This is a genomic window from Mesorhizobium sp. WSM4837, from assembly GCF_055811435.1.
In genome coordinates this window covers 68312-91150 of sequence record NZ_JBVVQE010000011.1, presented here as the reverse complement: position 1 = coordinate 91150, position 22839 = coordinate 68312, and the positions used below count along the sequence as shown (strand labels likewise).

At 63.0% G+C, this 22839-nt stretch carries 25 protein-coding genes and 1 tRNA gene; 9 read left to right on the top strand and 17 right to left on the bottom strand.

The genetic code is table 11. The features are described from left to right. Nucleotides 1–27: 27 nt before the first annotated feature. Entirely contained in the window at nucleotides 28–399 is a 372-nt protein-coding gene (locus AC0L3D_RS08975) for an endonuclease domain-containing protein (protein ID WP_023798374.1), read from the bottom strand. A 292-nt stretch (nucleotides 400–691) separates the two neighbouring features. Continuing rightward, nucleotides 692–2926 carry a GumC family protein gene (locus AC0L3D_RS08970; protein WP_473643924.1) on the bottom strand — a complete coding sequence of 745 codons (2235 nt, stop codon included), beginning with the start codon at nucleotides 2924–2926 and terminating at the stop codon, nucleotides 692–694. 258 nt (nucleotides 2927–3184) lie between these two features. Between AC0L3D_RS08970 and AC0L3D_RS08965 the strand changes: the two genes are divergently transcribed. The 4 genes from AC0L3D_RS08965 to AC0L3D_RS08950 all read left to right on the top strand — a co-directional run bounded on the left by AC0L3D_RS08965 (nucleotide 3185) and on the right by AC0L3D_RS08950 (nucleotide 7798). Continuing rightward, the gene (locus tag AC0L3D_RS08965; protein ID WP_091591533.1) at nucleotides 3185–3748 is read left to right on the top strand and encodes a polysaccharide biosynthesis/export family protein; all 564 of its coding nucleotides are present in this window, start codon (nucleotides 3185–3187) and stop codon (nucleotides 3746–3748) included. A 5-nt stretch (nucleotides 3749–3753) separates the two neighbouring features. Next, on the top strand, nucleotides 3754–4917 hold the full coding sequence (locus tag AC0L3D_RS08960) for a glycosyltransferase family 4 protein (RefSeq protein WP_473643922.1): 1164 nt from the start codon (nucleotides 3754–3756) through the stop codon (nucleotides 4915–4917). An 89-nt stretch (nucleotides 4918–5006) separates the two neighbouring features. Next, a complete protein-coding gene (locus tag AC0L3D_RS08955; RefSeq protein ID WP_023798379.1) occupies nucleotides 5007–6542 on the top strand; it encodes an undecaprenyl-phosphate glucose phosphotransferase in 1536 nt (511 codons plus the stop codon). Further along, nucleotides 6539–7798 (top strand): O-antigen ligase family protein, encoded by a 1260-nt coding sequence (locus AC0L3D_RS08950; RefSeq protein ID WP_473643920.1) that lies wholly within the window; start codon nucleotides 6539–6541, stop codon nucleotides 7796–7798. Before AC0L3D_RS08955 ends, AC0L3D_RS08950 begins: the two co-directional genes overlap by 4 nt. Before the next feature lie 509 nt (nucleotides 7799–8307). Here AC0L3D_RS08950 and AC0L3D_RS08945 read toward each other — a convergent pair. Then, nucleotides 8308–8604 carry a hypothetical protein gene (locus tag AC0L3D_RS08945; RefSeq protein WP_473643918.1) on the bottom strand — a complete coding sequence of 99 codons (297 nt, stop codon included), beginning with the start codon at nucleotides 8602–8604 and terminating at the stop codon, nucleotides 8308–8310. 139 nt (nucleotides 8605–8743) lie between these two features. Next, nucleotides 8744–8820: transfer RNA gene (locus AC0L3D_RS08940), tRNA-Pro, on the bottom strand. Between the two features lie 18 nt (nucleotides 8821–8838). On the opposite strand from AC0L3D_RS08940, the gene AC0L3D_RS08935 reads away from it, so the two are divergent. Then, nucleotides 8839–9366, top strand: coding sequence for a hypothetical protein (locus AC0L3D_RS08935; protein ID WP_473629944.1), 528 nt, complete (start codon nucleotides 8839–8841; stop codon nucleotides 9364–9366). A 371-nt stretch (nucleotides 9367–9737) separates the two neighbouring features. Next, nucleotides 9738–10115, top strand: a complete 378-nt coding sequence (locus AC0L3D_RS08930) for a hypothetical protein (RefSeq protein WP_473643916.1) — start codon at nucleotides 9738–9740, stop codon at nucleotides 10113–10115. Here the strand turns inward: AC0L3D_RS08930 and AC0L3D_RS08925 are convergent. From AC0L3D_RS08925 to AC0L3D_RS08895, 7 genes are all read right to left on the bottom strand, one after another. After that, complete coding sequence (locus tag AC0L3D_RS08925; protein WP_473523609.1) at nucleotides 10066–10404, bottom strand: hypothetical protein; 339 nt, start codon at nucleotides 10402–10404, stop codon at nucleotides 10066–10068. The two genes, AC0L3D_RS08930 and AC0L3D_RS08925, sit on opposite strands and share 50 nt — an antisense overlap. Nucleotides 10405–10554: 150 nt before the next feature. After that, nucleotides 10555–11097, bottom strand: coding sequence for a MerR family transcriptional regulator (locus AC0L3D_RS08920; RefSeq protein ID WP_023798386.1), 543 nt, complete (start codon nucleotides 11095–11097; stop codon nucleotides 10555–10557). Nucleotides 11098–11292: 195 nt separating this feature from the next. Further along, the gene (locus tag AC0L3D_RS08915) at nucleotides 11293–11616 is read right to left on the bottom strand and encodes an integration host factor subunit alpha (protein ID WP_023798387.1); all 324 of its coding nucleotides are present in this window, start codon (nucleotides 11614–11616) and stop codon (nucleotides 11293–11295) included. A gap of 105 nt (nucleotides 11617–11721) precedes the next feature. Further along, nucleotides 11722–12693 (bottom strand): beta-ketoacyl-ACP synthase III, encoded by a 972-nt coding sequence (locus AC0L3D_RS08910; protein ID WP_023798388.1) that lies wholly within the window; start codon nucleotides 12691–12693, stop codon nucleotides 11722–11724. 9 nt (nucleotides 12694–12702) lie between these two features. Beyond that, nucleotides 12703–13773 (bottom strand): phosphate acyltransferase PlsX, encoded by a 1071-nt coding sequence (plsX, locus tag AC0L3D_RS08905; RefSeq protein WP_023798389.1) that lies wholly within the window; start codon nucleotides 13771–13773, stop codon nucleotides 12703–12705. Between the two features lie 131 nt (nucleotides 13774–13904). Then, nucleotides 13905–14468 (bottom strand): YceD family protein, encoded by a 564-nt coding sequence (locus tag AC0L3D_RS08900; RefSeq protein WP_473629943.1) that lies wholly within the window; start codon nucleotides 14466–14468, stop codon nucleotides 13905–13907. A gap of 26 nt (nucleotides 14469–14494) precedes the next feature. Then, complete coding sequence (locus AC0L3D_RS08895; protein ID WP_473629966.1) at nucleotides 14495–15037, bottom strand: ubiquinol-cytochrome C chaperone family protein; 543 nt, start codon at nucleotides 15035–15037, stop codon at nucleotides 14495–14497. Between the two features lie 115 nt (nucleotides 15038–15152). Between AC0L3D_RS08895 and AC0L3D_RS08890 the strand changes: the two genes are divergently transcribed. Continuing rightward, complete coding sequence (locus AC0L3D_RS08890; protein WP_023798392.1) at nucleotides 15153–15698, top strand: outer membrane protein assembly factor BamE; 546 nt, start codon at nucleotides 15153–15155, stop codon at nucleotides 15696–15698. 292 nt (nucleotides 15699–15990) lie between these two features. Here AC0L3D_RS08890 and AC0L3D_RS08885 read toward each other — a convergent pair whose 3' ends face one another. Together AC0L3D_RS08885 and AC0L3D_RS08880 are read right to left on the bottom strand one after the other, a co-directional pair. Next, a complete protein-coding gene (locus tag AC0L3D_RS08885) occupies nucleotides 15991–18132 on the bottom strand; it encodes a sodium-translocating pyrophosphatase (RefSeq protein WP_473629942.1) in 2142 nt (713 codons plus the stop codon). Nucleotides 18133–18383: 251 nt separating this feature from the next. After that, nucleotides 18384–18497: a DUF2165 family protein gene (locus AC0L3D_RS08880; protein WP_156941596.1), complete on the bottom strand. Its 114-nt coding sequence runs from the start codon at nucleotides 18495–18497 to the stop codon at nucleotides 18384–18386. A gap of 102 nt (nucleotides 18498–18599) precedes the next feature. On the opposite strand from AC0L3D_RS08880, the gene AC0L3D_RS08875 reads away from it, so the two are divergent. Beyond that, nucleotides 18600–18806 carry a type II toxin-antitoxin system HicB family antitoxin gene (locus AC0L3D_RS08875; RefSeq protein ID WP_473643914.1) on the top strand — a complete coding sequence of 69 codons (207 nt, stop codon included), beginning with the start codon at nucleotides 18600–18602 and terminating at the stop codon, nucleotides 18804–18806. A gap of 55 nt (nucleotides 18807–18861) precedes the next feature. Beyond that, entirely contained in the window at nucleotides 18862–19008 is a 147-nt protein-coding gene (locus tag AC0L3D_RS08870) for a type II toxin-antitoxin system HicA family toxin (protein ID WP_287175876.1), read from the top strand. Between the two features lie 10 nt (nucleotides 19009–19018). Here AC0L3D_RS08870 and AC0L3D_RS08865 read toward each other — a convergent pair whose 3' ends face one another. Genes AC0L3D_RS08865 through osmF form a run of 4 tightly spaced genes read right to left on the bottom strand, consistent with a single transcriptional unit; the run spans nucleotide 19019 to nucleotide 22830 of the window. Continuing rightward, nucleotides 19019–19783, bottom strand: a complete 765-nt coding sequence (locus tag AC0L3D_RS08865; RefSeq protein ID WP_473629941.1) for an ABC transporter permease — start codon at nucleotides 19781–19783, stop codon at nucleotides 19019–19021. After that, nucleotides 19780–20718, bottom strand: a complete 939-nt coding sequence (locus AC0L3D_RS08860) for an ABC transporter ATP-binding protein (RefSeq protein ID WP_473643912.1) — start codon at nucleotides 20716–20718, stop codon at nucleotides 19780–19782. The genes AC0L3D_RS08865 and AC0L3D_RS08860 overlap by 4 nt, the downstream gene beginning before the upstream one ends. After that, nucleotides 20715–21881 carry an ABC transporter permease gene (locus tag AC0L3D_RS08855; protein ID WP_473629939.1) on the bottom strand — a complete coding sequence of 389 codons (1167 nt, stop codon included), beginning with the start codon at nucleotides 21879–21881 and terminating at the stop codon, nucleotides 20715–20717. The genes AC0L3D_RS08860 and AC0L3D_RS08855 overlap by 4 nt, the downstream gene beginning before the upstream one ends. 37 nt (nucleotides 21882–21918) lie before the next feature. Continuing rightward, a complete protein-coding gene (osmF, locus tag AC0L3D_RS08850; RefSeq protein ID WP_473629938.1) occupies nucleotides 21919–22830 on the bottom strand; it encodes a glycine betaine ABC transporter substrate-binding protein OsmF in 912 nt (303 codons plus the stop codon). Between the last annotated feature and the right edge of the window lie 9 nt (nucleotides 22831–22839).

Here is a 22839-nt window from a genome sequence, read left to right as displayed (position 1 = left end):
CGGGACGTAAGTGATTTGGCTCCCCTATTACCGCCACGGCTGCAAACTCTGGTCGCCGACATAAGCGATGATGGTATCGCAGACGGCGTTCAAATCGCGCAGCACGTCGTCGTTCCAGAAGCGCAGCACACGAAAGCCCCTCGCCTTCAATTCGGCGTCTCGCTCCCGATCATAGTTTGAATCCGCATGCTGGCTGCCGTCGATCTCGACGATCAGCCTGGCCTCGGCGCAAACGAAATCGGCGATGAATCTGCCGATAGGAACCTGACGCCGGAATTTGATGCGGTCGAGCCTGCGTCCGCGCAGTTCGTGCCACAGGCGGTCCTCCGCCTCCGTTGACTCGCGGCGCATCGAGCGGGCGAAACGACGTTTGGTCGGAGCGACGGGCTGATGCGGCATCGGGCGAGATTACCCGGCCTTGGCGCGCGTCCAGCACCATCGTCACGCAAATCGCTGACGTTCGCGATTGGCTCCACCTTCTCCCCTTGTGGGAGAAGGTGGCCGAGCGAAGCTCGGTCGGATGAGGGGTGTTCCAGCTTGGCACCAACAGCGATCCGGCCAACACCCCTCAACCGTCTCGGCGCTGCGCGCCGATCCACCTTCTCCCACAAGGGGAGAAGGCAAGAGCACGCTATTGCCGCCACGGCTGCAAACTCTGGTCGACAACGTTCAAGAGAATTATCGAACTGTCTCAGGCGGCGGAGCGCCGTCCGGGTAGCGGCGTCCCTGGCGTCTGATGGCCGACCGGCGTCACCAGCGTCAGGTCGGGATAGCCGCTCTCGATCAGTTCGACGGCGGCCTGCGCCACCTCGTCGTTCGGCTCCAGCAGCGACAGGAAGACTTCTGTGCCCTCGCCGACAAGGCGGCTGATGCCTTGCGCGTCGGTGGGTCCGCATTCGACCACGACCAGATCGTAGGCGGTGGTCAGCGACTGCATGATGATCGGCAGCCGGTCGGCGGCGCGCATGGCGCGAACCGGATCGGCGTTGCCGACGGGAATGACGTGGCAGTCCGAATAGAGATCGGCATGGATCACGTCGCTGAACTGCGCTTCGGAGGCGAGCAGATCGGTGATGCCCGGGAAAAGCCTGCTGTCCAGCGTCGGCCGCGAAGCGGCGCCCGAAGCGGTGAGATCGAGCAGGAGCACGCGCAGGCCGGTGTCGGAAACCTCACGCGCCACCAGCACCGCCGAGGCGGCCGCCTCGTCGCCTTCCGGCGACACGAATATGGCGCGTGCCGCACCGCTTGTGATCAGTTTCTCCACCGCCTTGTCGATTTCGACCTCGCCAAGGCTGCGGCGCGCCGGCCCGACGTCGTCACCAGTTGCGGGGCCAGTTGCTGGCGCCGCGGCAGCCGCTTGCGGCTCTGCCTGGACTTCCGCCATCCGATCCCCAAGGTCTTCGATATCGGCCGATTCCTGATTGGGTGGCTCGTGATCGGGCGGTTCGTGATAGGACGGTTCGTGATTGGGCGGTTCGCGGGCAACCGGCATCGCGACCTGTTCGATCCGCTCGAAGCGGGCGCCGGCGGCCGGCCGCATGGCGCGACCCGAAAACAGCTCTTGCAGAAGCGTCACGATCGCCATGACCAGCAGCGAGCCGACGAAGGCCGCACCGATGATCGGCAGGATTTTTGGATAATAGGGTTGGGACGGCGCCACCGCGCGGGAAAAGACACGGGCGTCGACCGGCGGATAGTTGCTGTCCTTGCGCGAGGACGCCTCACGATAACGGGTGAGATAGGATTCGAGCAGCTGGCGCTGGGCGGTCGCTTCGCGCTGCAGCGCGTCCAGTTCGACCTGCTGGTCGCCGGCGCGCGCCGATGCGGCCTTTAGCGTGTTGACGTCGGCGACAAGCTGGTTTTCGCGGGCCTGGGCGGTCTGCGCCTGCGTCATCAGCCCTGTCATGATCTTTTCCGCCTCGTTCCGGATCTGGCGGTCGAGATCGGCAAGCTGCGACCTCAGCGCCCGGATTCGCGGATGATTGTCGAGCAAGGAGGTGGAAAGGTCGGCGATGTTGGTCTTGAGCTCGACCTGCCGCTCGCGCAGCCGCTGGATCAGTCCGGACGACAGCACCTCCGGTACCGCATCCAGCGAGCTGCCATTCTGCAGCGCCCTGCGCACGCTGTCGGCAGTCGCTGCCGCCGAGGCGCGATTGGCCCGCACCCGCGACAATTCGCTGGACAGTTCGGAAAGCTGTTGCGTGGCGAGCACCGAATTGTTGCCGCCCATCAAAAGATCGGACTGGGCGCGGTAGCTTGCCACCTTGGCCTCGGCATCCTTCACCCGCTTCGACAGGTCGGCGATCTCCGGCGCAAGCCAGTCGGTTGCGGCGGAATTCGATTCGATATTGGCATTGCCCTGGACGGAGATGTAGGCGTCGGCGATGGCGTTCGGGATTGCGGCGGCGAGCCGGGGATCTTCCGAGGAGAATTCGATGACGATAACGCGAGATTTTTCAACCCGATAGACGTTGAGCTTCTCACGCATCATCGTCAGCACGCGTTCTTCCGGCGGAATCTCGTTGGGGTCGCTCTTCAGGCCGGCGACGACAAGCAGACGGCTCAACGCCGGCATATCCGCCGTCTCGTCGAACTCGGGCAGCCGCGACAAATCAAGCTTCTGCGCCACCTGCTTGAGGATGTCGGTCGAGGAAATGACCTCGACCTGGCTGGTCACGCCTTCCTCGTCGAGTATAGGCTTGTCGTTGTCATTGGTGCCGTCGGGGCGCGTGTAGACCGATTCGCGCGTTTCGATCAAAAGCCGGGTTTCGGCCCGGTAATGCGGCGTGGCGAGCCAGGTGAGCGCGAACGCCAGGCCGGTTACAACCAGCGCGACGACAAGAATGCGCAGCCAATTCCTCGCAAGGCTGGCAAAGAGCTGCCTGAGATCGACGTCGACATCTGCGGCCGCGGATTGAACGGACATGCATCCTGCTCCGGTATTTTAGTCAGTATACACCGTAAACAAATATGGTAACTCAGCCGTTAATATTACGGTAAGCACCTCTCAGGTTTTACGCGCAAGCGGCAGCTAAAAGCACCGGAACCGGCCGTCTGTTGTCGGTTGCCATCGCTTGGGCCGCCCGCCTTTACCGGCCATTAACCCTAACCGGATGATAACGGGCCTCGATCTCCAGCGTTTGCCGCGGTGTAGCGGCGGCCAGTCGAAGGTACATGTCCGGTCATGAAAAGCACTGCTCCCCTGTTCCGTGCGCTGCTCGCCGTGTCATTGCTTGCCGGTTGCTCCAGCTACCGGCCGGCGCCGGCGGCCTTTCATAAAATGCTCGATCAGCCCTATCGCCTCGGCGCCGGCGACCGGGTCCGCGTCACCGTATTCGAGCAGGAAGGATTGACCAACGTCTACAGTGTCGACCAATCCGGCTATCTGTCCATCCCGCTGGTCGGCGCCGTGCCGGCGCGCGGCCACACCGCACAGCAACTCGAAGGCGAGATCGCCGACAAACTACGCCAGGGTTATCTCCGTGATCCGGACGTTTCGGTCGAGATAGACCGCTACCGGCCGATCTTCATCATGGGCGAAGTCGGTGCTGCGGGCCAGTACTCCTATGTTCCCGGCCTGACCGTGCAAAAGGCGATTGCCATCGCCGGCGGTTTCAGCCCGCGCGCCAACCAGGGAAGCGTCGACATCACCCGCGACATCAACGGCAAGGTCATGACCGGCCGCGTTGCCACCTCCGACCCGCTTCTGCCCGGCGACACGGTCTATGTTCGCGAACGCCTGTTCTAGACCACGTGGCGGACACACTCAGGATCGTCCACTGCTTTCGCTCACCTGTCGGAGGGATTTTTCGTCACGTTCGCGACCTGACCGAGGCGCAGGTCGCCGCCGGGCATGCCGTCGGCATCGTCTGCGATTCGACGACGGGCGGCGACTTCGAGGAACATCTGTTCGAACAGATGAAGGGCATAATGGCGCTCGGCATCCATCGCACGCCGATGCAGCGGCATGTCGGACCGGGCGACATCGCCTCGGCCTGGCGCACATTTGAGATCATCAAGGAATTGCGGCCGGACGTGCTCCACGGGCACGGCGCCAAGGGTGGCGCCTATGCCCGCCTGTTCGGCTCATTGTTGCGGGCATCAAGGTCTCGCGTAGCCCGCCTTTATTCGCCGCACGGCGGCTCTCTTCACTACGACGAGACCACCGCCACGGGGAAGCTGTTCTTCGCGCTCGAGCGGTTCATGGCGCGCTTCACCGACTATCTTCTGTTTGTCTCCGACTATGAAAGGCAGACCTATCGCAGGAAGGTCGGCGAACCACCGATCCCGAACAACCTTGTCTACAATGGACTGAGCGCCGCCGAGTTCGAGCCGGTGCGAACCGAGCCGAATGCGGCCGATGCCCTCTATATCGGCATGATGCGCGACCTCAAGGGACCGGACATCTTCATCGATGCGCTGGTTCTTGCCGGAACGCGGCTCGGCCGCCCGGTGAATGCGGTGATGGTCGGCGACGGCGACGACCTGCCGCGCTACCATGCGCAAGTGAAGCGGCTCGGGCTCGAAGGCCATATGCGCTTCCTGCCGCCGATGCCGGCGCGCAAGGCCTTCGCGCTGGCCGAACTGGTTGTTGTGCCCTCGCGCGCGGAAGCCATGCCCTACATCGTGCTGGAGACGCTCGCCGCCGGCAAATCGATGATCGCCACCGGCGTCGGCGGCATCCCGGAAATTCTTGGCGCCGGCTCCCCTGCCCTGATCCGGCCCGATCCGCGCGAGCTTGCCGACAAGATGAGCGCGGCGCTGGCCGACCCCGATGCCTATGGCAGGCTGATGCCCGATACCGCCGACCTCAAGGCGCGATTCGGCGCCGACGTGATGGCCGCCGCGATCGAGACGGCCTATTTCGCCGCGCTCAAGCGCAACCCGAAATGGGCGCTAACCCCAAAACGGCGCTGACTTCAAAGCTTCTCCAAAACCTATTGTTGTTTCAAGGGTTTCTTAGCTCTCTTTCGCTATTCACTTGCGTGAAGCTTTGCGGATGCATCATGAGCGACTTCGATCCCAAACGCCGCTTTTCGAAAGACGCGGTGCGCAATTTCAACGGCCCGGCCGGCGACGATAGCCCCGGCGGCATGAACGACGTCGCCCGTCAGGTGGCGTCGCAATACCGGCGCGACACCATGTCGCCGATCATGGTCAGCGGCGTCTTGCGGATGGTCGAATTCGCACTGCTGTTCCTGTCGGGCCTGTGCATCTATTTTTACTATGTCGGCTTCTTCAACCATCTCGCCTGGCAATATCCGCTGGCGATCGCCGCCGCTTCGTCGCTCGCCGTGGTGCTGCTCGATGTCACCGACTGCTACCAGATCGTCTCGTTTATGCGGCCGCTCGCCAATTTCGGCCGACTGCTGATGGTCTGGGCCGGCACCTTCGCCCTGATGGCGCTGACGGCATTCGCCGTGAAGATGTCGCAAGATTATTCGCGCCTGGTTTTCGGCACCTGGTTCGTCGTCGGCTTCATGCTGATCTTCGGCCTAAGGCTGCTGATGTCGAAGCTGATCCGGCGCTGGGCGCGCGACGGGCGCATGGAGCGCCGCGCCGTCATCGTGGGCGGCGGCACGACGGCGGAAGTCCTGATCCGCTCCGTCGAAAAGCAGCCCTACAACGACATCCGCATCTGCGGCATCTTCGACGACCGCGGCGACAAGCGCTCGCCGCCCATCGTCGCCGGCTATCCAAAACTCGGCACCGTTTCCGAGCTCATCGAGTTCGCCCGCATCGCCCGTATCGACATGCTGATCGTATCGCTGCCGCTGACCGCCGAAACGCGCGTCCTGCAGCTTTTGAAGAAGCTGTGGGTACTGCCTGTCGACATCCGGCTCTCGGCGCATTCGAACGCGCTGCAATTCCGGCCGCGCGCCTATTCCTACATCGGCTCGGTGCCGATGCTCGACATCTTCGACAGGCCGATCAACGACTGGGATTCGGTCGCCAAGCGCGCCTTCGACATCGTCTTCTCGATCATCGGCATCATCGTGTTCTCGCCGGTCATGCTGGCGACCGCGATCGCCATCAAGCTCGACAGCAAGGGACCGGTGCTGTTCCACCAGAAGCGGCATGGCTTCAACAACGAGATCATCGAGGTCTACAAGTTCCGTTCGATGTACACCGACAAGGCCGACCCGACGGCCAAGCAGACGGTGACCAGGAACGACCCGCGCGTCACCCGCGTCGGCCGCTTCATCCGCAAGACCTCGATCGACGAGTTGCCGCAGTTCTTCAATTCGCTTTTCGGTTCGCTGTCGCTGGTTGGCCCGCGCCCGCACGCCATTGCCGCCCAGTCGCACAACCTTCTCTACAATGAGGTGGTCGACGGCTATTTCGCACGCCACAAGGTCAAACCCGGCGTCACCGGCTGGGCGCAGATCAATGGCTGGCGCGGCGAGATGGATACCAACGAGAAGATCCGCATGCGGACGGAATACGACCTCTATTATATCGAGAACTGGTCGCTGCTGTTCGATCTGAGGATCCTGTTCCTGACACCGATCCGGCTGCTCAATACGGAAAATGCCTATTGAGCGCAGTCGCGCATGAACTGTCGCCGGCCGCGGTCAACGCCAAGCTGATCGCGCTGATTGCGTCGGGCGCGGTTTTCCTCGGCGTCTTCCTGTCCGGCTTCGTCATCGCCGAGCCGGCGCCATACGACCTCTATATGGTCGCGCTGATGGCGGTGTGGGCCCTGTTCGGCCTGCGCATATCGCGCGCGGCGGCGCCGCTGCTGGTGCTGCTGGTGGTCATGAACATCGGCGGCATGATCGCGATGACCCAGATGTCGGATATTGCCGGCACCCCGCTCTATCTCGCCGTGTCGCTGTTCCTGGCGCTTACCGCGGTGTTCTTCGCCTCGGTGACATCGGTCCAGCCAAATCTCTACCGGGTGATCTTCCGGGGCTATGTGATGTCGGCGGTGCTGACCTCGCTGCTCGGGATCGCCGGCTATTTCCATGCCTTCCCGGGGGCGGAGATCTTCACCAGATACGACCGCGCCACCGGCGCCTTCCAGGATCCGAACGTGTTCGGGCCGTTCCTGGTGCTGCCCGGCATCTACCTGCTCCATCTCCTGCTGACCGGCCCCGTCTCACGCATGCCGTTGCTGGCGATGCCGCTGCTGATCATCACCGCCGGGATTTTCTTCTCGTTCTCGCGCGGCGCCTGGGGCATGTTCGGCGTTTCGGCGATCCTGCTCACCGGCGCCCTGTTCCTGCAGAGCGCCAGCGGAAAATTCCGGCTGCGTGTCGTCGTCATGACCATCGCCGCCATTTCGCTGCTGGTCATCGCGATGCTCGTCATCCTGCAGCTGCCGGGCGTCTCGGAAATGTTCTCCAGCCGCGCCCAGCTGGAACAGAGCTACGATACCGCCCGCCTCGGCCGTTTCGCCCGCTATATCTTCGGTTTCCAGATGGCGCTGGAGCATCCGCTCGGCATCGGCCCGCTCGTCTTCGGCACGATTTTCGGCGAGGACACGCACAACATCTGGCTGAAAATGCTGCTGGACTATGGCTGGCTCGGCTTCGTCTCGGTCCTGACGCTGACCTGCTGGACGATGGCAGCCGGCTTCCGCATTCTCCTGCGCGACAGGCCGTGGCAGCCCTACCTTCTGTGCGCCTATGTCGCCTTCATCGGCAATATCGCGCTGGGCACCTTCATCGACATCGATCACTGGCGCCACGTCTATCTGCTGCTCGGGCTGATCTGGGGCGCGATCGCTCTCGAATATCGCCAGCAGCGGCAGTTGCGGCCGGCGGCGCTGTGTTCGCCGGCGGCTGGAGCATGATGGATTTCTGGGGCAGTCTAAGTCCCTTGAAAATGGTCGGAGTCCAGCACGTGGGGTAGCGAGTGGTGGTCTTAGCCATTGCCGTCGAATATGGCGGGAACTCGCTGCAGGGCTGGCGATGGGCATAGGCATAGCCGTCGGCATGGCGCTGGCCGGATGAACTTAGGCGAGCGTTGCGCAATCTAACGTATAGCCGGCAACGCCATCACTACGACCGCGGCAACGGCCGTATCCGGGGGCGAAACGTTGATCGTCATCTAAGCACCCCACCAACGATGGCTGCACACAGCAAAAACACGAGCGTGGCACACGCGATGAACATACCTCTTCGCCTTCGCCACCTTGGCGGCTCAGCCGGCACAAGCCTGAACCGCTGAGCATGCTCCGTTGCGATTTTCAGTAGGGCTGCAGCCGTTTCGCGCGGCGTCCACCCCTTCGCTTCCGAGGTAGTCACCAAGGCTGCAAATGCGGCTTCCAAGGCGACTTCACAGTTGACGTCCCGATCTGGGCTACCCTTTGGCAAGATGGGTGGTTGCACGGCTTGGGACATGCACACAAAGCGGCTCGCGGATGAAAGGTTCCCGCGTTTCGAGCCCTTCACTTTCGAAGGTCGGCTTCCAGGTGCGGTTCCGCTCTCGCTGCTGGCATTTGTCGTCGGGAATGAACGTGAAGAACACCGAGACGGTCGCGGCCTTCGGCCTTGCATTTGAGCAGCCAAACAGCCCGACCAGATCCTGATGCATCGATCCGCGATCTGATCCGAGCCTGTCGATCAGCGCTTGGCCGCCGATCGTCGGCCCGTTCACGCCGCGATTCGGGCGGCATGGCCCCAGACTGGCACGGCCCAGAAAAGGAAAGGGCCCAGAAAGGCCCCAATTTCTCGTTTTCGCGGCTCAGCTAGTTTCCCCGGATTTCAAATAAGCCTTAGGGTTCTAAGGGCTTATTTGGTCGGAGTGGCCGGATTCGAACCGACGACCCCTTGACCCCCAGTCAAGTGCGCTACCGGGCTGCGCTACACTCCGGACCGGTCGCGATGTATCGTGATAACCCGGTTCGGGTCAACCGAATTCGGCGGCCGTCGCGCCGATGCCCCGCATGGTGGATTTGAAGTTCCTGCTCTGGTGGATGTCGTCAGCATTCAGGAACTTCAAATCCAGAACACAGCTCACTTGTCTGGCTTGATCCTCTGGCGTCGCTGCTATGAGACGGGTCTTGGATTTTCCACGGAATGTGTCAGCGCGGCCGTATCGATCAGCGCGCTTTCCGGGAGCCGGAGCGCAGAGGCTATTCGCCTGAGCTTCGACACATCGGCATTCCTGCCGTTCTCGATGTCCGCGATCTCATCGACCGACAGTCCGCAGGTCAGAGACAGCTCTTCCATGCTGTATCCCCTGGTTTCTCGGATGGCCTTGAGGGCGCTGTGGTCGGGCGCAGCTTCGGTCGCCGACAGTTCGGAAAAAGCTTCGCTTGTTGCTATTTGGGGCATTTGGCAACTCCGTGGATTTAAAGAGTTTGATCAAATCAAGAAGTTGCCTGAGACGGCGCAGAGAATGCCCTCTCGATGGTGATTTGCCAAGCGCCAAAAACGCCGTCACGGCATCGTGATTCCGATCGGCGCAGCCCGGCACAGGCCTCGGCGGCACCGGCACGGGACCGTCATCTCGATCGGGGTCTTTGACCTGGCCGATCGCCGAATTGTTCGACGGTTCTGAGCCGCTCCCTTGTCAAGCGGCTGTCGCTGGCCCGTCAGCGGTTTTGAGCGGATCGAACCTCAGCGGCAGGAGGACGCTGAACGCGCCAGGGGCCGCGAATTTTCTTGAACCGACGCGTGAACCTTTTCTCTCCGGGCCGCACCAACACGGCATGGACGCCACAAAGGCGGTCCCAACTGGAAGGACGCCCTGACGGCGATCCTCGATCAAGAGAAGGAAATGCTCAAATGACCAACATCTCGAACTTCAAGCGCCTGTCGCTCGCCGCTGCCATCGTCGTCTCGGCCTTCGGCTCGATTTCACTGCCGGGCTCGGCCTTCGCCAACGGCACGCATCCGAGCGGCGGCGGCGCGGTTTGCAAGGGCGCGGGTCACTGCCTCGTGCTGCAGCTCGACTGCAAGGGTACTTATACGGACGCCACCGCTCCAACGGCACCGTCTACGGCAAATGCAGCCAGACCGCGCAGGTCAGCCCGAAGAACAAGCTCAAGCTCGCGCGCTGATCGACCTTTTGGTCAACGAAAATGGCGGCCGTCCGCGCCGCCATTTTCTTGTCTCAACGTGCCGATCTCGATCTCGTTCGCGACGGTTTCTGCTGACGGCTGAGGAACAGGCTGGCGACGAGCCCGACCACAACCAGACCGACTGCGGCCGCTGTCGCGGGATGATCGCGGGCTGTCTTCTCTATCACCCTGCCATGCTTCCTGATCGCAGGCAGAGCGTCACTGAAACGCTCGGCGAGGTCCGAGTAATAGTCCGACGCGGTGTCACGCCCGTCCTCGTAATAGGCGCTGCCGCGCCTGGAAACGGCTTTCCTCAACGCCGCCAATTCCCTGGAGAGGGCTGCGACCTGTTTTTCAAGATCGATGTCGGAGAGGGTCGAAAATGATACCATGACAGGCTTCCTTCTTTTGCGAAGGAACGCACGATCGCAAAACCGGTTCCGGTTTTTGCCGCGACCGATCGGGCCCAGAGCGCGTCGCGTCAGAAGCGATTCATGCGACCCGCGTGACGTTCTATGCAGTCGCTATCCCGGGGCCATGCGCTAGCGCACCTGATCGAGCAGGCGCTTGCATTCCAGAAGATCGAACAGCGCCTCCTGCAGCAAAGCGCGATTGTCGCGCGAGAGTTTCGACGTGCCCGGCTGCACCGGGCCTTCTTCCTCGGTCTTGCCCAGGCCGAAAAAGCGCCGGCTGGGTTTCACCTTGGGCTCGCCGACCAGCATCTCGTCATCGGCGCCGCGCGGCTGGGCCGCCGGCGTCAACGGCACCGCATCGGCCTGCCGGCGCTGCGAGATCGCCTCGACGGCCGCCATGTCGCCATTGCCGATGGCGACCAGGAAATGATTGCCGTTCTCGCGCAACAGCTTCTGCACACCCTTGATCGTGTATCCCTGATCGTAGAGCATGTGGCGGATGCCCTTGATCAGTTCGACATCCTGCGGCCGGTAGTAGCGGCGGCCACCGCCGCGCTTCATCGGCTTGATCTGGTTGAAGCGCGTTTCCCAAAAACGCAGCACATGCTGCGGCAGGTCGAGATCTTCTGCGACCTCGCTGATGGTGCGGAAAGCGTCGGGGCTCTTGTCCATGGGCGAAATCCTCACGCTGGAGCATGGTCCCGAAAAGTGGGAAACGGTTTTCGGCCAGGATCATGCTCAACAAAGAGTCATTCCGATCCGGCTTGTCCTGCCGAATCGAGCCTTATTTCAGCGGTTTATGAAACAATATTCAAGCCCGGCGTCAAAGCAGTCGACCGTTTTCAACCGGGCTTTGAAGCGCAGGCGCTATTTGCTGCCCTTGGCCTTGCTGATCTGGTGCGCGCGTAGGATGCGGTTCTTCAGCACATTCGACGATTTGAAGGTCATCACGCGGCGCGGCAGGATCGGCACTTCCTCGCCGGTTTTGGGGTTGCGCCCGATGCGCTCGTTCTTGGAGCGGACATGGAAGGTTGCGAACGACGACAACTTCACCGTCTCGCCGCGAACGATCGCCTCACAGATCTCGTCCAGAACCGCTTCGACGAGCTCGGCCGATTCAGTACGCGACAGGCCAACCTTGCGATAAACGGCTTCAGCAAGATCGGCGCGCGTAAGTGTCTTTCCCCCCATGCGAACCGTCCCCATCAGCTCAAAAAACATAACTCTATATAAGCAAAGATAGAGCCTAAGTAATTGATCCGGCAAGGTCAAGGACCGAACCGGTCCGTTCGGCACTTACCAGCGAACCAAGACCGCGCCCCAGGTGAAGCCGCCGCCCATCGCTTCGATCAGCACCAGATCACCCTTCTTGATGCGGCCGTCGGCGACCGCCACCGACAGCGCCAGCGGCACCGAAGCAGCCGAGGTGTTACCGTGCAAATCGACGGTAACCACCACCTTTTGTTCCGCTATCCCGAGCTTCCTGGCGGAAGCGTCGATAATCCGCTTGTTGGCCTGATGCGGCACGAACCAGTCGAGATCTTCAGCGGTGATCCCGGCAGCTGAGAACGTCGCTTCGATGACGTCGGTGATCATGCCGACCGCGTGCTTGAACACTTCGCGGCCTTCCATCCTGAGATGGCCCACCGTTCCGGTGGTCGACGCTCCACCGTCGACGAACAGCTTGTCCTTGTGAGCCCCGTCGGAGCGCAGGCTGGCCGCCAGCACGCCGTGGTCGGCAATGCCGCCCGCCCCCTCGCCTGCTTCCAGCACCATCGCGCCGGCGCCGTCGCCAAACAGCACGCAGGTCGAGCGATCGCTCCAGTCGAGGATGCGCGAAAAGGTTTCGGAGCCGATCACCAGCACGCGTTTGGCGAGGCCGCCGCGGATATAGAGGTCGGCCGTCGTCACCGCGTAGACGAAGCCCGAGCACACCGCCTGCATGTCGAAGGCGAAGCCGTGATGCATGCCGAGCCGGTTCTGGATGTCGACGGCGGTCGCCGGAAAGGTGTTGTTGGGAGTCGAGGTCGCCAGCACGATCAGGTCGATATCGGCCGGCGTCAGGCCGGCATTGTCGAGGGCTGCGCGCGCCGCCGCCTCGCCGAGCGAAGCCGTCGTCTCGTCGTCGGCCGCGATATGGCGCTGGCGGATGCCGGTGCGCTGGGCAATCCATGCGTCTGACGTCTCGACCATGCCTTCGAAATCGGCATTCTTCATGATGCGGCGGGGCAGCGCGGAGCCTGTGCCGCGCACGACTGATCTGATCAAGGCTCTTTCCTACTCCTCTGCGTCGGCAACGACGTCGGATTTCCTGGATGTCTGGGCATGCGGATTGCGCGCATGGAACAGATCAAGATCGGCTTCGATGCGATCGAGCAGATTGTTGCGCACCATGTCGTAGCCAAGCTCGATCGCCGCCGCGAAGCCGTCCGAATCGGCGCCGCCATGGCTTTTCACCACGACGCCGTTCAGACCCAGGAAAACCCCGCCGTTGGAGCGGCCGACATCCATCTTTTCGCGCAGGCGATCGAAGGCGCCCTTGGCGAATACATAGCCGATCCTGGCCATCAGCGTGCGGTCCATCGCGGCGCGCAGGTAACCGGCGATCTGCCGTACCGTGCCTTCCGCCGTTTTCAGCGCGATGTTGCCGGCAAATCCTTCGGTGACGACCACGTCGACCGTGCCCTTGCCGATGTCGTCGCCCTCGACGAAACCATGGTAGTTCATCGAGGCCATGTTGGCCTCGCGCAACATGCGGCCCGCCTCCTTGACCTCTTCCTGGCCCTTGATCTCCTCGACGCCGACATTGAGCAGACCGACGCTCGGCCGTTCGATGCCGAAAACCGAGCGCGCCATGCCAGTGCCCAGAATGGCAAAATCAACCAGTTGATGCGCATCCGCGCCGATGGTGGCGCCGACGTCCAGCACCACGCTTTCCCCACGCAATGTCGGCCACAGCGCCGCGATCGCCGGACGGTCGATGGTCGCCATGGTGCGGAGGCAGAATCTCGACATCGCCATCAGCGCGCCGGTGTTGCCGGCCGAGATGCAGGCGTCGGCAGTGCCTGCCTTGACCGCCTCGACCGCTTTCCACATCGACGACTTCCAGCGGCCATGGCGCAGCGCCTGGCTCGGCTTGTCGTCCATCCGGACTGCTATCTCGCAGTGGATGAACTCGCTCACTTCCGCCAGCTTGGGCAGCTTTGCGAGTTCGGGGCGCACTGCCTCCTCGCGACCATAGATGACGAAGCGGATGTCGGGACGCCGGGTCGCGACCGTCATGAGCGCCGGGATGACCACGCTTGGTCCGTGATCGCCACCCATGGCATCGATGGAAATCCTGATCACGCGGTGTTCATCTCACAGTTTGCTTGAGCGAGCGCCTGGCGCTGGCAACGGGTTTGGGGCTCGCGAAGGTTCGGCGAAAATAGCGTTTTTGGGCTGCCGCACAACCGGCTTTCTCTGATTGGGTCGGGTTTTCAGGATTTCCCCAGCAGGGAACGCAGCTTTTGCTGAAATTCGCTTTCCGCAGTCCCGGCATCGTCGGCAGCCTCCATCGAAACGCCTTGCTTGCGCGGATAGGGATCGATCGCCAGTCCAAAGAACTGTTCGGCGAGCGCCCCGACATCGATTGAATTGCCGGAAAATGTTTCCGGGCTGTCCGGCCCTTCGGCATCGAGCATTATCTCGCCACCGCCCTCAAAACCCTGCCGCCCGAGCTTCGACTGCTCCGGCAGGAACAGTGCGTCGACCGCCTCGTCAATATGCGCCTCGATCGGGTCCAGGGTGACGATGCAGGCCTGGGTGATATCGGCCTCGACGCGGCCGCTGACCTTGACGCCGTTGCGCTTCCATGGCGCCACCAGCAGTTCGGCGCGATAGTTCTCGACCGACAGCAACTCGTGCTCGCCTGCCAGCGCGGCGCGCTGCGCGGCGTCGGCCTCGATCAGCACCGGCAGTCCCTTTTGCGGCAGCCGGGCGACGTTGGCCACGAAGTACACGGGGCTCTGGCGATCGGGGCTCTGAGAATCGGCGTGTTTCATATTTTCCTTTAAATAGGCTTGTTTTCTTAAATAGGTTTGGCCGCGGGGAATGCCACAGTGCCGGAAACAATCGATTCGGTCGGCTGTTCCGCGAGTCGCCTGGAGACATCGGCGACGTAGCCGGCCAGATGCGTCACCTGCGGCCAGGTGCCGGCATCGGGCCTGACATTGCGGGCAAGCGCCGCGACGAGTACGTCTTGGTCTTTTCGTTCCAGCGCATCGTCATAGGCGGCGGTGCGGCCATAAAACATCTTCGCCAGTTTCTTCATGCGCTTCGGCACGCCGACGTCGCCGATGCCGAGTTCGCGCAGCGAATGCTCGACATCCATGAAGAACTCGTCGATCAACACCTGCGCGACCTCCCCGGCAACACCACCCTCGCCGCGCAGCCGGTGCTGGAACAGGAACATGTGCAGCGACAGCATCTCGAAGCGGCCAAGCGGCGTGTCCGGGACATCCCAGTCGGAATAAAACACGGTTTGCCGCGCCGCTGCCACGATTTGTGCGTAAAGCGCCTCGGTGATAGCGCGGTTGGCGTGACGTTCGCGACCAAAAAGGCGTTGGAACATTGAGGGTGGTCTCCCGGGGACCGTTTGTTTGAATTGGCCTTGTTGCATCGGCGAGCAAGCTGGTTTACCGGTTTTGCGGCCCAGCGCAAGTTGCGGCCAGCTAATGGAGTTGTAGTTGCGCGCGCTGAAAATCAAGTCGACTTTTCTGCCCAGGTCCGCTTTTCCGAGATCCGCCGGCGCGATCTCGCTGCTGGTGGTCGCTTCGGCGCTTTGCGGCTGCAACTCGTCGAAGATGATCGGTGATCTCAATCCGAGCGAGACGCTGACGCAGGGCTACGTCATCGACCAGCAGGCAATCGACCTGGTGCCGGTCGGCTCGAGCCGCGAACAGGTGCTTCTGGCGCTCGGCACCCCGTCGACCAAGGCGACTTTCGACAACGAGGCCTTCTACTACATCTCACAGACGCGCAAGCGTTACGTCGCCTTCGACAAGCCGAGGCTGGTCGACCAGAAGGTGCTGGCCGTCTATTTCGGCGAGGACGGGCGCGTTACCCAGATCGCCAATTACGGCCTGAAGGACGGCAAGGTGTTCGACTTCATCTCGCGGACCACGCCGACCGGCGGCAAGGACCAGAACTTCCTCAGCCAGATCATGGGCGGCGCCAGCAAGCTGGCGCCCGGCCTCCCCGGCGGCGGCGGCGGCGCCTCGCCCGGCACCTGATCAATCCCGGCAGAATCGGCTTCTCATCCTTTTTTTGCTTCCCTTCTTTTAACTTCGAGGGGAAGCAGCAACATCTCAGGCGACCGAAAACCCGCGGGAGCGATCCTGCGGGTTTTTGTCTTGGGCCAGAAAGCCATTGTCGCAGGCTGCGGGCCGCAGACGACTTGAACGCGAGCTTTTGGAACTGTCACGGGCGTCAATTCCCTGATGCTGGACGTCCAAAATAGACGAACCCGCGGGATCGCTCCCGCGGGTTCGGTTGTGGATCTCGGCCTCGGAAGGCCAAGCCGCCTCAGCCGTGCGCGAGCACGGCCAGCAGCAGCAGGGCGACGATGTTGGTGATCTTGATCGCCGGGTTGACTGCCGGACCGGCGGTGTCCTTGTAGGGATCGCCGACCGTATCGCCGGTGACCGAGGCCTTGTGCGCCTCGGAGCCCTTGAGATGCTTGACGCCGTCCTTGTCGGTAAAGCCATCCTCGAACGATTTTTTTGCATTGTCCCAGGCGCCGCCGCCAGAGGTCATCGAGATGGCGACGAACAGGCCGTTGACGATGACGCCGAGCAGCGAGGCGCCAAGTGCTGCAAAGGCGGACGCCTTCGAGCCCGAGATCAGCAGCACGCCGAAATAGACGACCAGCGGCGCCAGCACCGGCAGCAGCGACGGAATGATCATTTCCCGGATCGCCGCCTTGGTCAGAAGATCGACCGCACGCGCATAGTTCGGCTTCGAGGTGCCGGCCATGATGCCCGGATCCTCGCGGAACTGCTTGCGCACCTCCTCGACGATGGCGCCCGCCGCACGGCCGACAGCCGTCATGGCGATGCCGCCGAACAGATACGGAATCAGGCCGCCGAAGATCAGACCGGCAACGACGTAAGGGTTGGAGAGGTCGAAAGAGACGTCGCCCATGCCCTGGAAGTAAGGGTATTTGTCGCCATTGGCGGCAAAGAACTTCAGGTCGTTGGAGTAAGCCGCAAACAGCACCAGCGCGCCGAGACCGGCCGAACCGATGGCGTAACCTTTGGTCACCGCCTTGGTGGTGTTGCCGACGGCATCAAGCGCATCGGTCGACTGGCGCACTTCCTTGGGCAAGCCGGCCATTTCGGCAATGCCGCCGGCATTGTCGGTGACCGGGCCGAAGGCGTCGAGCGCAACGATCATGCCGGCAAGACCGAGCATCGTGGTGACTGCGATCGCCGTGCCGTAGAGGCCGGCGAGCTGGTAGGTCGATATGATGCCGCCGACGATGACGATCGCAGGAAGTGCCGTCGATTCCAGCGAGACCGCAAGGCCCTGGATGACGTTGGTGCCGTGACCGGTGACCGAGGCCTGGGCGATGGAGTTCACCGGGCGCTTGTCGGTGCCGGTGTAGTATTCGGTGATCACCACGATGAGGCCGGTCACCAGAAGTCCGATCAGGCCGCAGATGAACAGGTTGGTGCCGGTGATGGCCATGCCGGCGACCGTGCCGATTTCGCCCCAGCCCAGGGTTGCCGAGGTGGCGATGCCGAGGCCGACGATCGACAGCAGGCCCGTGACGATCAGGCCCTTATAGAGCGCGCCCATGATCGAGCCGTTGGAGCCGAGCTTGACGAAGAAGGTGCCGACGATGGAGGTCAGGATGCAGGCGCCGCAGATGGCCAGCGGATAGAGCATCGTGGCGCTGAGAACGGCGGTGCCGCCGAAGAAGATGGCGGCGAGGACCATGGTGGCGACCACGGTCACCGCATAGGTCTCGAACAGGTCGGCGGCCATGCCGGCGCAGTCGCCGACATTGTCGCCGACATTATCGGCGATGGTGGCCGGGTTGCGCGGATCGTCTTCGGGAATGCCGGCTTCGACCTTGCCGACGAGATCGCCGCCGACGTCAGCGCCCTTGGTGAAGATGCCGCCGCCGAGACGGGCGAAGATCGAGATCAGCGAGGCGCCGAAGCCGAGCGAAACCAGCGAGTCGATGACGACGCGGTCGTTGGGCTGGAGGCCCATGAATTGGGTGAGGATCAGATAATAGATCGAGACGCCGAGCAGGGCCAGGCCAGCGACCAGCATGCCGGTGATGGCGCCCGACTTGAAAGCGATCTCGAGGCCGGCTGCGAGGCTGTTGGAAGCCGCCTGCGCGGTGCGCACATTGGCGCGCACCGAGACGTGCATGCCGATGAAGCCGGCGGCGCCCGACAGAACGGCGCCGATCAGGAAGCCGATGGCGGCGGTGATTGAAAGCAGCCACCAGGCGAGCAGCAGGACCACGACGCCGACGATGGCGATGGTGGTGTACTGGCGCGCCAGATAGGCCTGCGCGCCTTCGCGGATGGCCGCGGAAATTTCCTGCATGCGTGCATTGCCCTGATCGGCCGCGAGGACCGATTTTGTCGCCCAGATGGCGTAAAGGACTGAAAGCAGACCGCAGGCGATGACAGCTAAAATTATGGTCATTGCCGGATTTTCCTCGATTGATGACCCAAAAGAACCCCTCCCTGGGCCGTTGAGACGGGGAGCGGATTCCGCGCGCCGAATCCGCTCCCCTCCCATCGGCTTATGCGAAACAGGGCTGCGAACGTCAAGATATTGTTCGGTTTTTGCCCGGCTTTCGCCCAAAAGCCCCGGCTTTCGCCCAAAAGCAATGGCGGCAACACGCTCGCAAGTGCCGCCACCCGATCAGATCGATTGAAATCGGCTGGCGGTTGTCAGCCTTTGCGCAGGTCGCAGTCCAGCCTGACGGCGAAGATCAGCACCGCCAGCATGGTCATGTAGAACATGAAAGCCTTCTGCTGGCCGTTGCAGACGTTGGACTGCCACACCCGTCGAGAGCCTGATCAGGCAGGCAGAACTTGCAGATAGACAGCGCTCATGCAGCTTTGCAAATATCGGCGGGGCAGCCTATCTTCAGGGTGGACTTGGAGATGACCGATGAAGTTCAAGGCGATCATTCACGAGCCGAAGAAGGTGGCTACTGGGCCGAAGTGCCGGCAATTCCCGGCTGCGCGACCCAGGGTGAAACCTTGGACGAACTTGTCGAGAACTTGCGTGAAGCAATCGAAGGCTGCCTCTCGGTAGAGCCGCTATCTTTCACTTCAGAACCCGGCCGGGTCATGGAAATCGCTGTTTGAAGTCCATTTCCGGCAAGGAGCTTGCGCGTGCCATCGAGCGGCAGGACGAAGGCTTTTGCGTGTTGCCGGCAGTCATCACATCTACGGCAAGGAAGGCAGCATCGCGCGCCTTTCGATCCCGATTCACGGCAACAGGCCGCTCAAAACAGGACTCTTGCGACATCTCTTGGCGCTGGCCGAGATGAGCGAAGGCGATGTCTGAGTTTTGCTAATTACGCCGTCTCCTGCCTCATGCGGCGTGCGGTGTAGCGCTCGATCGCCGACAGCCCGTCATAGATCAGCACGGCAAGCGCGGCGACGATCAGCCCGCCCTGCAGGACGAAGGCGAGATTGTTGGACAACAGGCCGGCGATGATCACCTCGCCGAGCGTCCTGGCCGCCACGGTCGAGCCGATCGTCGCGGTGGCGAGGCTGATGACCACCGAAAGCCGGATACCGCCGAGAATGATCGGCGCGCTGAGCGGCAGCTCGACCTTGACCAGCCTTTGCCAGCCGGTCATGCCGGCGCCGCGCGCCGCCTCGACCACATTGGCCGGCAGCGTCGTCAGCCCGGTCAGCGCGTTCTCGAAGATCGGCAGCAGGCCGTAGAGAAACAGCGCGATCAGTGTCGGCTTCTCGCCAAAGCCGACGGCCGGCACGGCCAGCGCCAGCACCGCCACCGGCGGAAAGGTCTGGCCGATATTGACCAGGCTGCGCGACAGCGGCAGGAATTCGACGCCGGCCGGCCGGGTGACCAGGATGGCGAGCGCCACGGCAACGATGGTTGCCGCCACCGTCGCGATCAGCACGGTCCTCAGGTGCAGCAGCGTCAGCGTCAACAGGCTGCCCTGATTGTAGATTGCCGGCGCGTTGCTCTCGGTCAGCGGCTTCAGCAGCGGCTCGAACCAACCCGGATTGGTCACGAACGCAATGAGCAGCACCACCAGGGCAAGCCTGAGCAGTGACGGAAGCCAGGCTTTTACACCGGCCTCTTTCATGCCGGCCTCGCCGCGCGTTTCACCAGCCCATCCACAGTCACGCGGCCGAGCGGCTTGCCGTCGGCGCCTGTCACCGGCAGCGCCGGGCGTCCCGACCACAACAGTTCGGCCAGCGCATCGCGCTGGCTGGCGTCGGCGGGGATCGCCTCGCCTTCGGCGGTGCCCGTCTCCACGGCGTCGCGCACGCGGCCGAGCGACAGCAGCCTGAACGGTTTTTCGCTGGCGCCGACCAGGGTCTCGACGAAGGCGCTGGCCGGCTTCGCCAGGATCTCGGCGGGCCTGGCATATTGCACCAGCTTGCCGGCATCCATCACCGCGATCCTGTCGCCCATATGCACCGCCTCTTCCATGTCGTGGGTGACGAGGATGATGGTGGTGCCGAAGCGCTTCTGGATCGCCAGAAGGTCCTCCTGCGCCTTGTTGCGGATGATCGGGTCGAGCGCGCCGAACGGCTCGTCCATCAACAGCACATTCGGCTCCGCGGCAAGCGCCCTGGCGACGCCGACGCGCTGCTGCTGGCCGCCGGAGAGTTCGTGCGGATAGCGTGGCCCGAACGCCTGGGGATCGAGCTGGTAGAGCGTCATCAACTCGTCGACACGGCGCTTGATGCGGGCGGCGTCCCAGCCGAGCAGCACCGGCACGGTGGCGATGTTCTGTGCCACGGTGCGATGCGGAAACAGCCCATGGCCCTGAATGGCGTAACCGATGCTGCGGCGCAGCTCGTAGCCGGGCAGCGAGCGGTTGTCGGCGCCGTCGAGCCTGATCACGCCGGCGGTCGGCTCGACCAGCCGGTTGATCATGCGCAGCAGCGTCGTCTTGCCGGAGCCGGAGGTGCCGACAATGACGGCGATGGTGCGCGGCTCGATCACCATCGACACGTCGTCGACGACGGTCGTCGCGTCATAGCGCTTGGTAATGCCTTCGATCTCGATCATGCCGGTTGTGCCTCGCGTCGCCGGGTGGAGGTCATTTCGATCAATGCGTCGAGAATGATGGCGGCAGCAAAGGCCAGCGCCACCGTCGGCACGGCGCCGAGCAGCACCAGGTCCATCGCCGTCTGGCCAACGCCCTGGAACACGAACACGCCGAAACCGCCGCCGCCGATCAGCGCGGCAATGGTAGCAAGGCCGATGTTCTGGACCAGCACGATGCGGATGCCGGTGAGGATCACCGGGAAGGCCAGTGGAAATTCGACGCCGAACAGGCGCTGGCGCTCGGTCATGCCCATGCCGCGTGCGGCATCGTTGGCGGCGCGCGGCACGCCGGCAAGACCGACCACGGTGTTGGCCACAACCGGCAGCAGCGAATAGAGGAACAGGGCGACGAAGGCGGGCGCGGTGCCGATGCCGCGAATGCCGAGGGAGGCCGCGCCGGGCACATGCGTGGCGACCCAGCCGAGCGGCGCGATCAACAGGCCGAACAGCGCGATCGAGGGAATGGTCTGGATGATGTTCAGCACGTTGAGCACGCCGGTCCGCAATTTTTCGACGCGGTGGCAGAGGATGCCAAGCGGCAAGCCTGCTATCACCGCCGCCGCCAGCGAGCCCAGCGCCAGCGTCACATGCTTGGAGCCTTCGGCCCAAAAACTGTCGGCACGGTTGGCGTATTCCTTGAGAATCGACAGACTGTTCCAGCTGCCCGAGACCAGCAGCAGGCCGATCGCCGCTGCCGCGACGACGAGCACGCCGATCCGCGCCGATGGCGACAGGTTCAGCCTCGTCAGCCCATCGGCGAGCAACAGCGTAAAGGCGAAGATGAGCAGCCAGAAACCCGAAGCCGGCGAGATGCGGGCAAAGCTGTTGCCCTCAGGCGTCAGGAAGCTGCCGGCGACGCCGATCAGCAGCGCCAGTGCGGCAAGCGCGACCACGCTGGCGGCCAGGCGCGGTACCAGCGGCGTTTTCAGCAAGGCGACGACCGCCGCAACGACGACGACTGCAAGCAGCAGCGGCCCCAACGTCGGCGGCAGCGCTTCAAGAATCGAGCGCGCCTCGCCCGGCACGATGCGATTGGCGCGCAAGGTGGCAAAGGGCGCGGCGAAGGCGGCATAGGCAACGATCGCGGCGATGACCACGCCGAGCTTGTCGAAGCGGGTGGTCATGGCGCGCCTCGCACCGGCGTCATTTCAAACGGGCTGACTACTTCAAAAACCCGTTCTTCTTCAAAAAGTCTTCGGCGACGCCTTTGACCGGCTCGCCGCCGACCTGAACGCGGCCGTTCAGTTCCTGCAGGGTGACGAGGTCGAGCTTGGCGAAGACCGGATTCAGCAGCGTCTCGATTTCGGGATGCTCCTTCAGCACCGCCTCGCGGATGATCGGCGCCGGCTGGTAGACCGGCTGCACGCCCTTGTCGTCTTCGAGCACGACCAGGCCGGACGGCGCGATGCCGCCGTCGGTGCCGTAGACCATGGCGGCGTTGGCGCCGTTGGTCTGGTTCGCCGCGGCGGCGATGGTCGCCGCCGTATCGCCGCCGGAGAGCGTGATCAGCTGGTCCGGCTTAAGCGTGAAGCCATAGGTGGTCTGGAAAGCCGGCAGCGCGGCAGCCGAATTGACGAATTCGGCCGAGGCCGCCAGCACCACCTGGCCGCCGCCGGAGACATATTTGCCGAAGTCGGACAGAGTCGCCAGCTTGTTGGTCTCGGCGACATCCTTGCGCAGCGCAATCGCCCAGGTGTTGTTGGCCGGCGACGGCGACAGCCAGACGATCTTGTTGGCGTCGTAGTCTAGCTTCTTGGCCGTTTCATAGCCCTTGGCGGCATCCTTCCACACCGGATCGTCGGCCTTTTCGAAGAAGAAGGCGGCATTGCCGGTGTATTCCGGATAGATGTCGATCTCGCCGGCGGTGATCGCCTTGCGCACCACAGGGGTGCCGCCGAGTTGGATGCGGTCGGTGGTCTGGATGTTGTTGGCGTTCAGCACCAGCTGGATGATGTTGCCGAGCACGCCGCCTTCGGTGTCGATCTTCGACGACACGACCACCTGAGCGCTCGCCGAGGCTGCGGTGATGCCGAGCGCCAGTGCCGCGCCGGCCAGAACCTTGACTGAAAACATTTCACAAAT

Bases quoted from the DNA above. Each gene is read 5' to 3' on its own strand.
- AC0L3D_RS08875 (WP_473643914.1), top strand. From the start codon at position 18,600: ATGACCGATGAAGTTCAAGGCGATCATTCACGAGCCGAAGAAGGTGGC.
- AC0L3D_RS08970 (WP_473643924.1), bottom strand. From the start codon at position 2,926: ATGTCCGTTCAATCCGCGGCCGCAGATGTCGACGTCGATCTCAGGCAG.
- AC0L3D_RS08955 (WP_023798379.1), top strand. From the start codon at position 5,007: ATGAGCGACTTCGATCCCAAACGCCGCTTTTCGAAAGACGCGGTGCGC.
- osmF (WP_473629938.1), bottom strand. From the start codon at position 22,830: ATGTTTTCAGTCAAGGTTCTGGCCGGCGCGGCACTGGCGCTCGGCATC.
- AC0L3D_RS08925 (WP_473523609.1), bottom strand. From the start codon at position 10,404: ATGGTATCATTTTCGACCCTCTCCGACATCGATCTTGAAAAACAGGTC.
- AC0L3D_RS08975 (WP_023798374.1), bottom strand. From the start codon at position 399: ATGCCGCATCAGCCCGTCGCTCCGACCAAACGTCGTTTCGCCCGCTCG.
- AC0L3D_RS08885 (WP_473629942.1), bottom strand. From the start codon at position 18,132: ATGACCATAATTTTAGCTGTCATCGCCTGCGGTCTGCTTTCAGTCCTT.
- AC0L3D_RS08895 (WP_473629966.1), bottom strand. From the start codon at position 15,037: ATGTTCCAACGCCTTTTTGGTCGCGAACGTCACGCCAACCGCGCTATC.
- AC0L3D_RS08915 (WP_023798387.1), bottom strand. From the start codon at position 11,616: ATGGGGGGAAAGACACTTACGCGCGCCGATCTTGCTGAAGCCGTTTAT.
- AC0L3D_RS08855 (WP_473629939.1), bottom strand. From the start codon at position 21,881: ATGACCACCCGCTTCGACAAGCTCGGCGTGGTCATCGCCGCGATCGTT.
- AC0L3D_RS08900 (WP_473629943.1), bottom strand. From the start codon at position 14,468: ATGAAACACGCCGATTCTCAGAGCCCCGATCGCCAGAGCCCCGTGTAC.
- AC0L3D_RS08860 (WP_473643912.1), bottom strand. From the start codon at position 20,718: ATGATCGAGATCGAAGGCATTACCAAGCGCTATGACGCGACGACCGTC.
- AC0L3D_RS08865 (WP_473629941.1), bottom strand. From the start codon at position 19,783: ATGAAAGAGGCCGGTGTAAAAGCCTGGCTTCCGTCACTGCTCAGGCTT.
- AC0L3D_RS08930 (WP_473643916.1), top strand. From the start codon at position 9,738: ATGACCAACATCTCGAACTTCAAGCGCCTGTCGCTCGCCGCTGCCATC.
- AC0L3D_RS08965 (WP_091591533.1), top strand. From the start codon at position 3,185: ATGAAAAGCACTGCTCCCCTGTTCCGTGCGCTGCTCGCCGTGTCATTG.
- AC0L3D_RS08920 (WP_023798386.1), bottom strand. From the start codon at position 11,097: ATGGACAAGAGCCCCGACGCTTTCCGCACCATCAGCGAGGTCGCAGAA.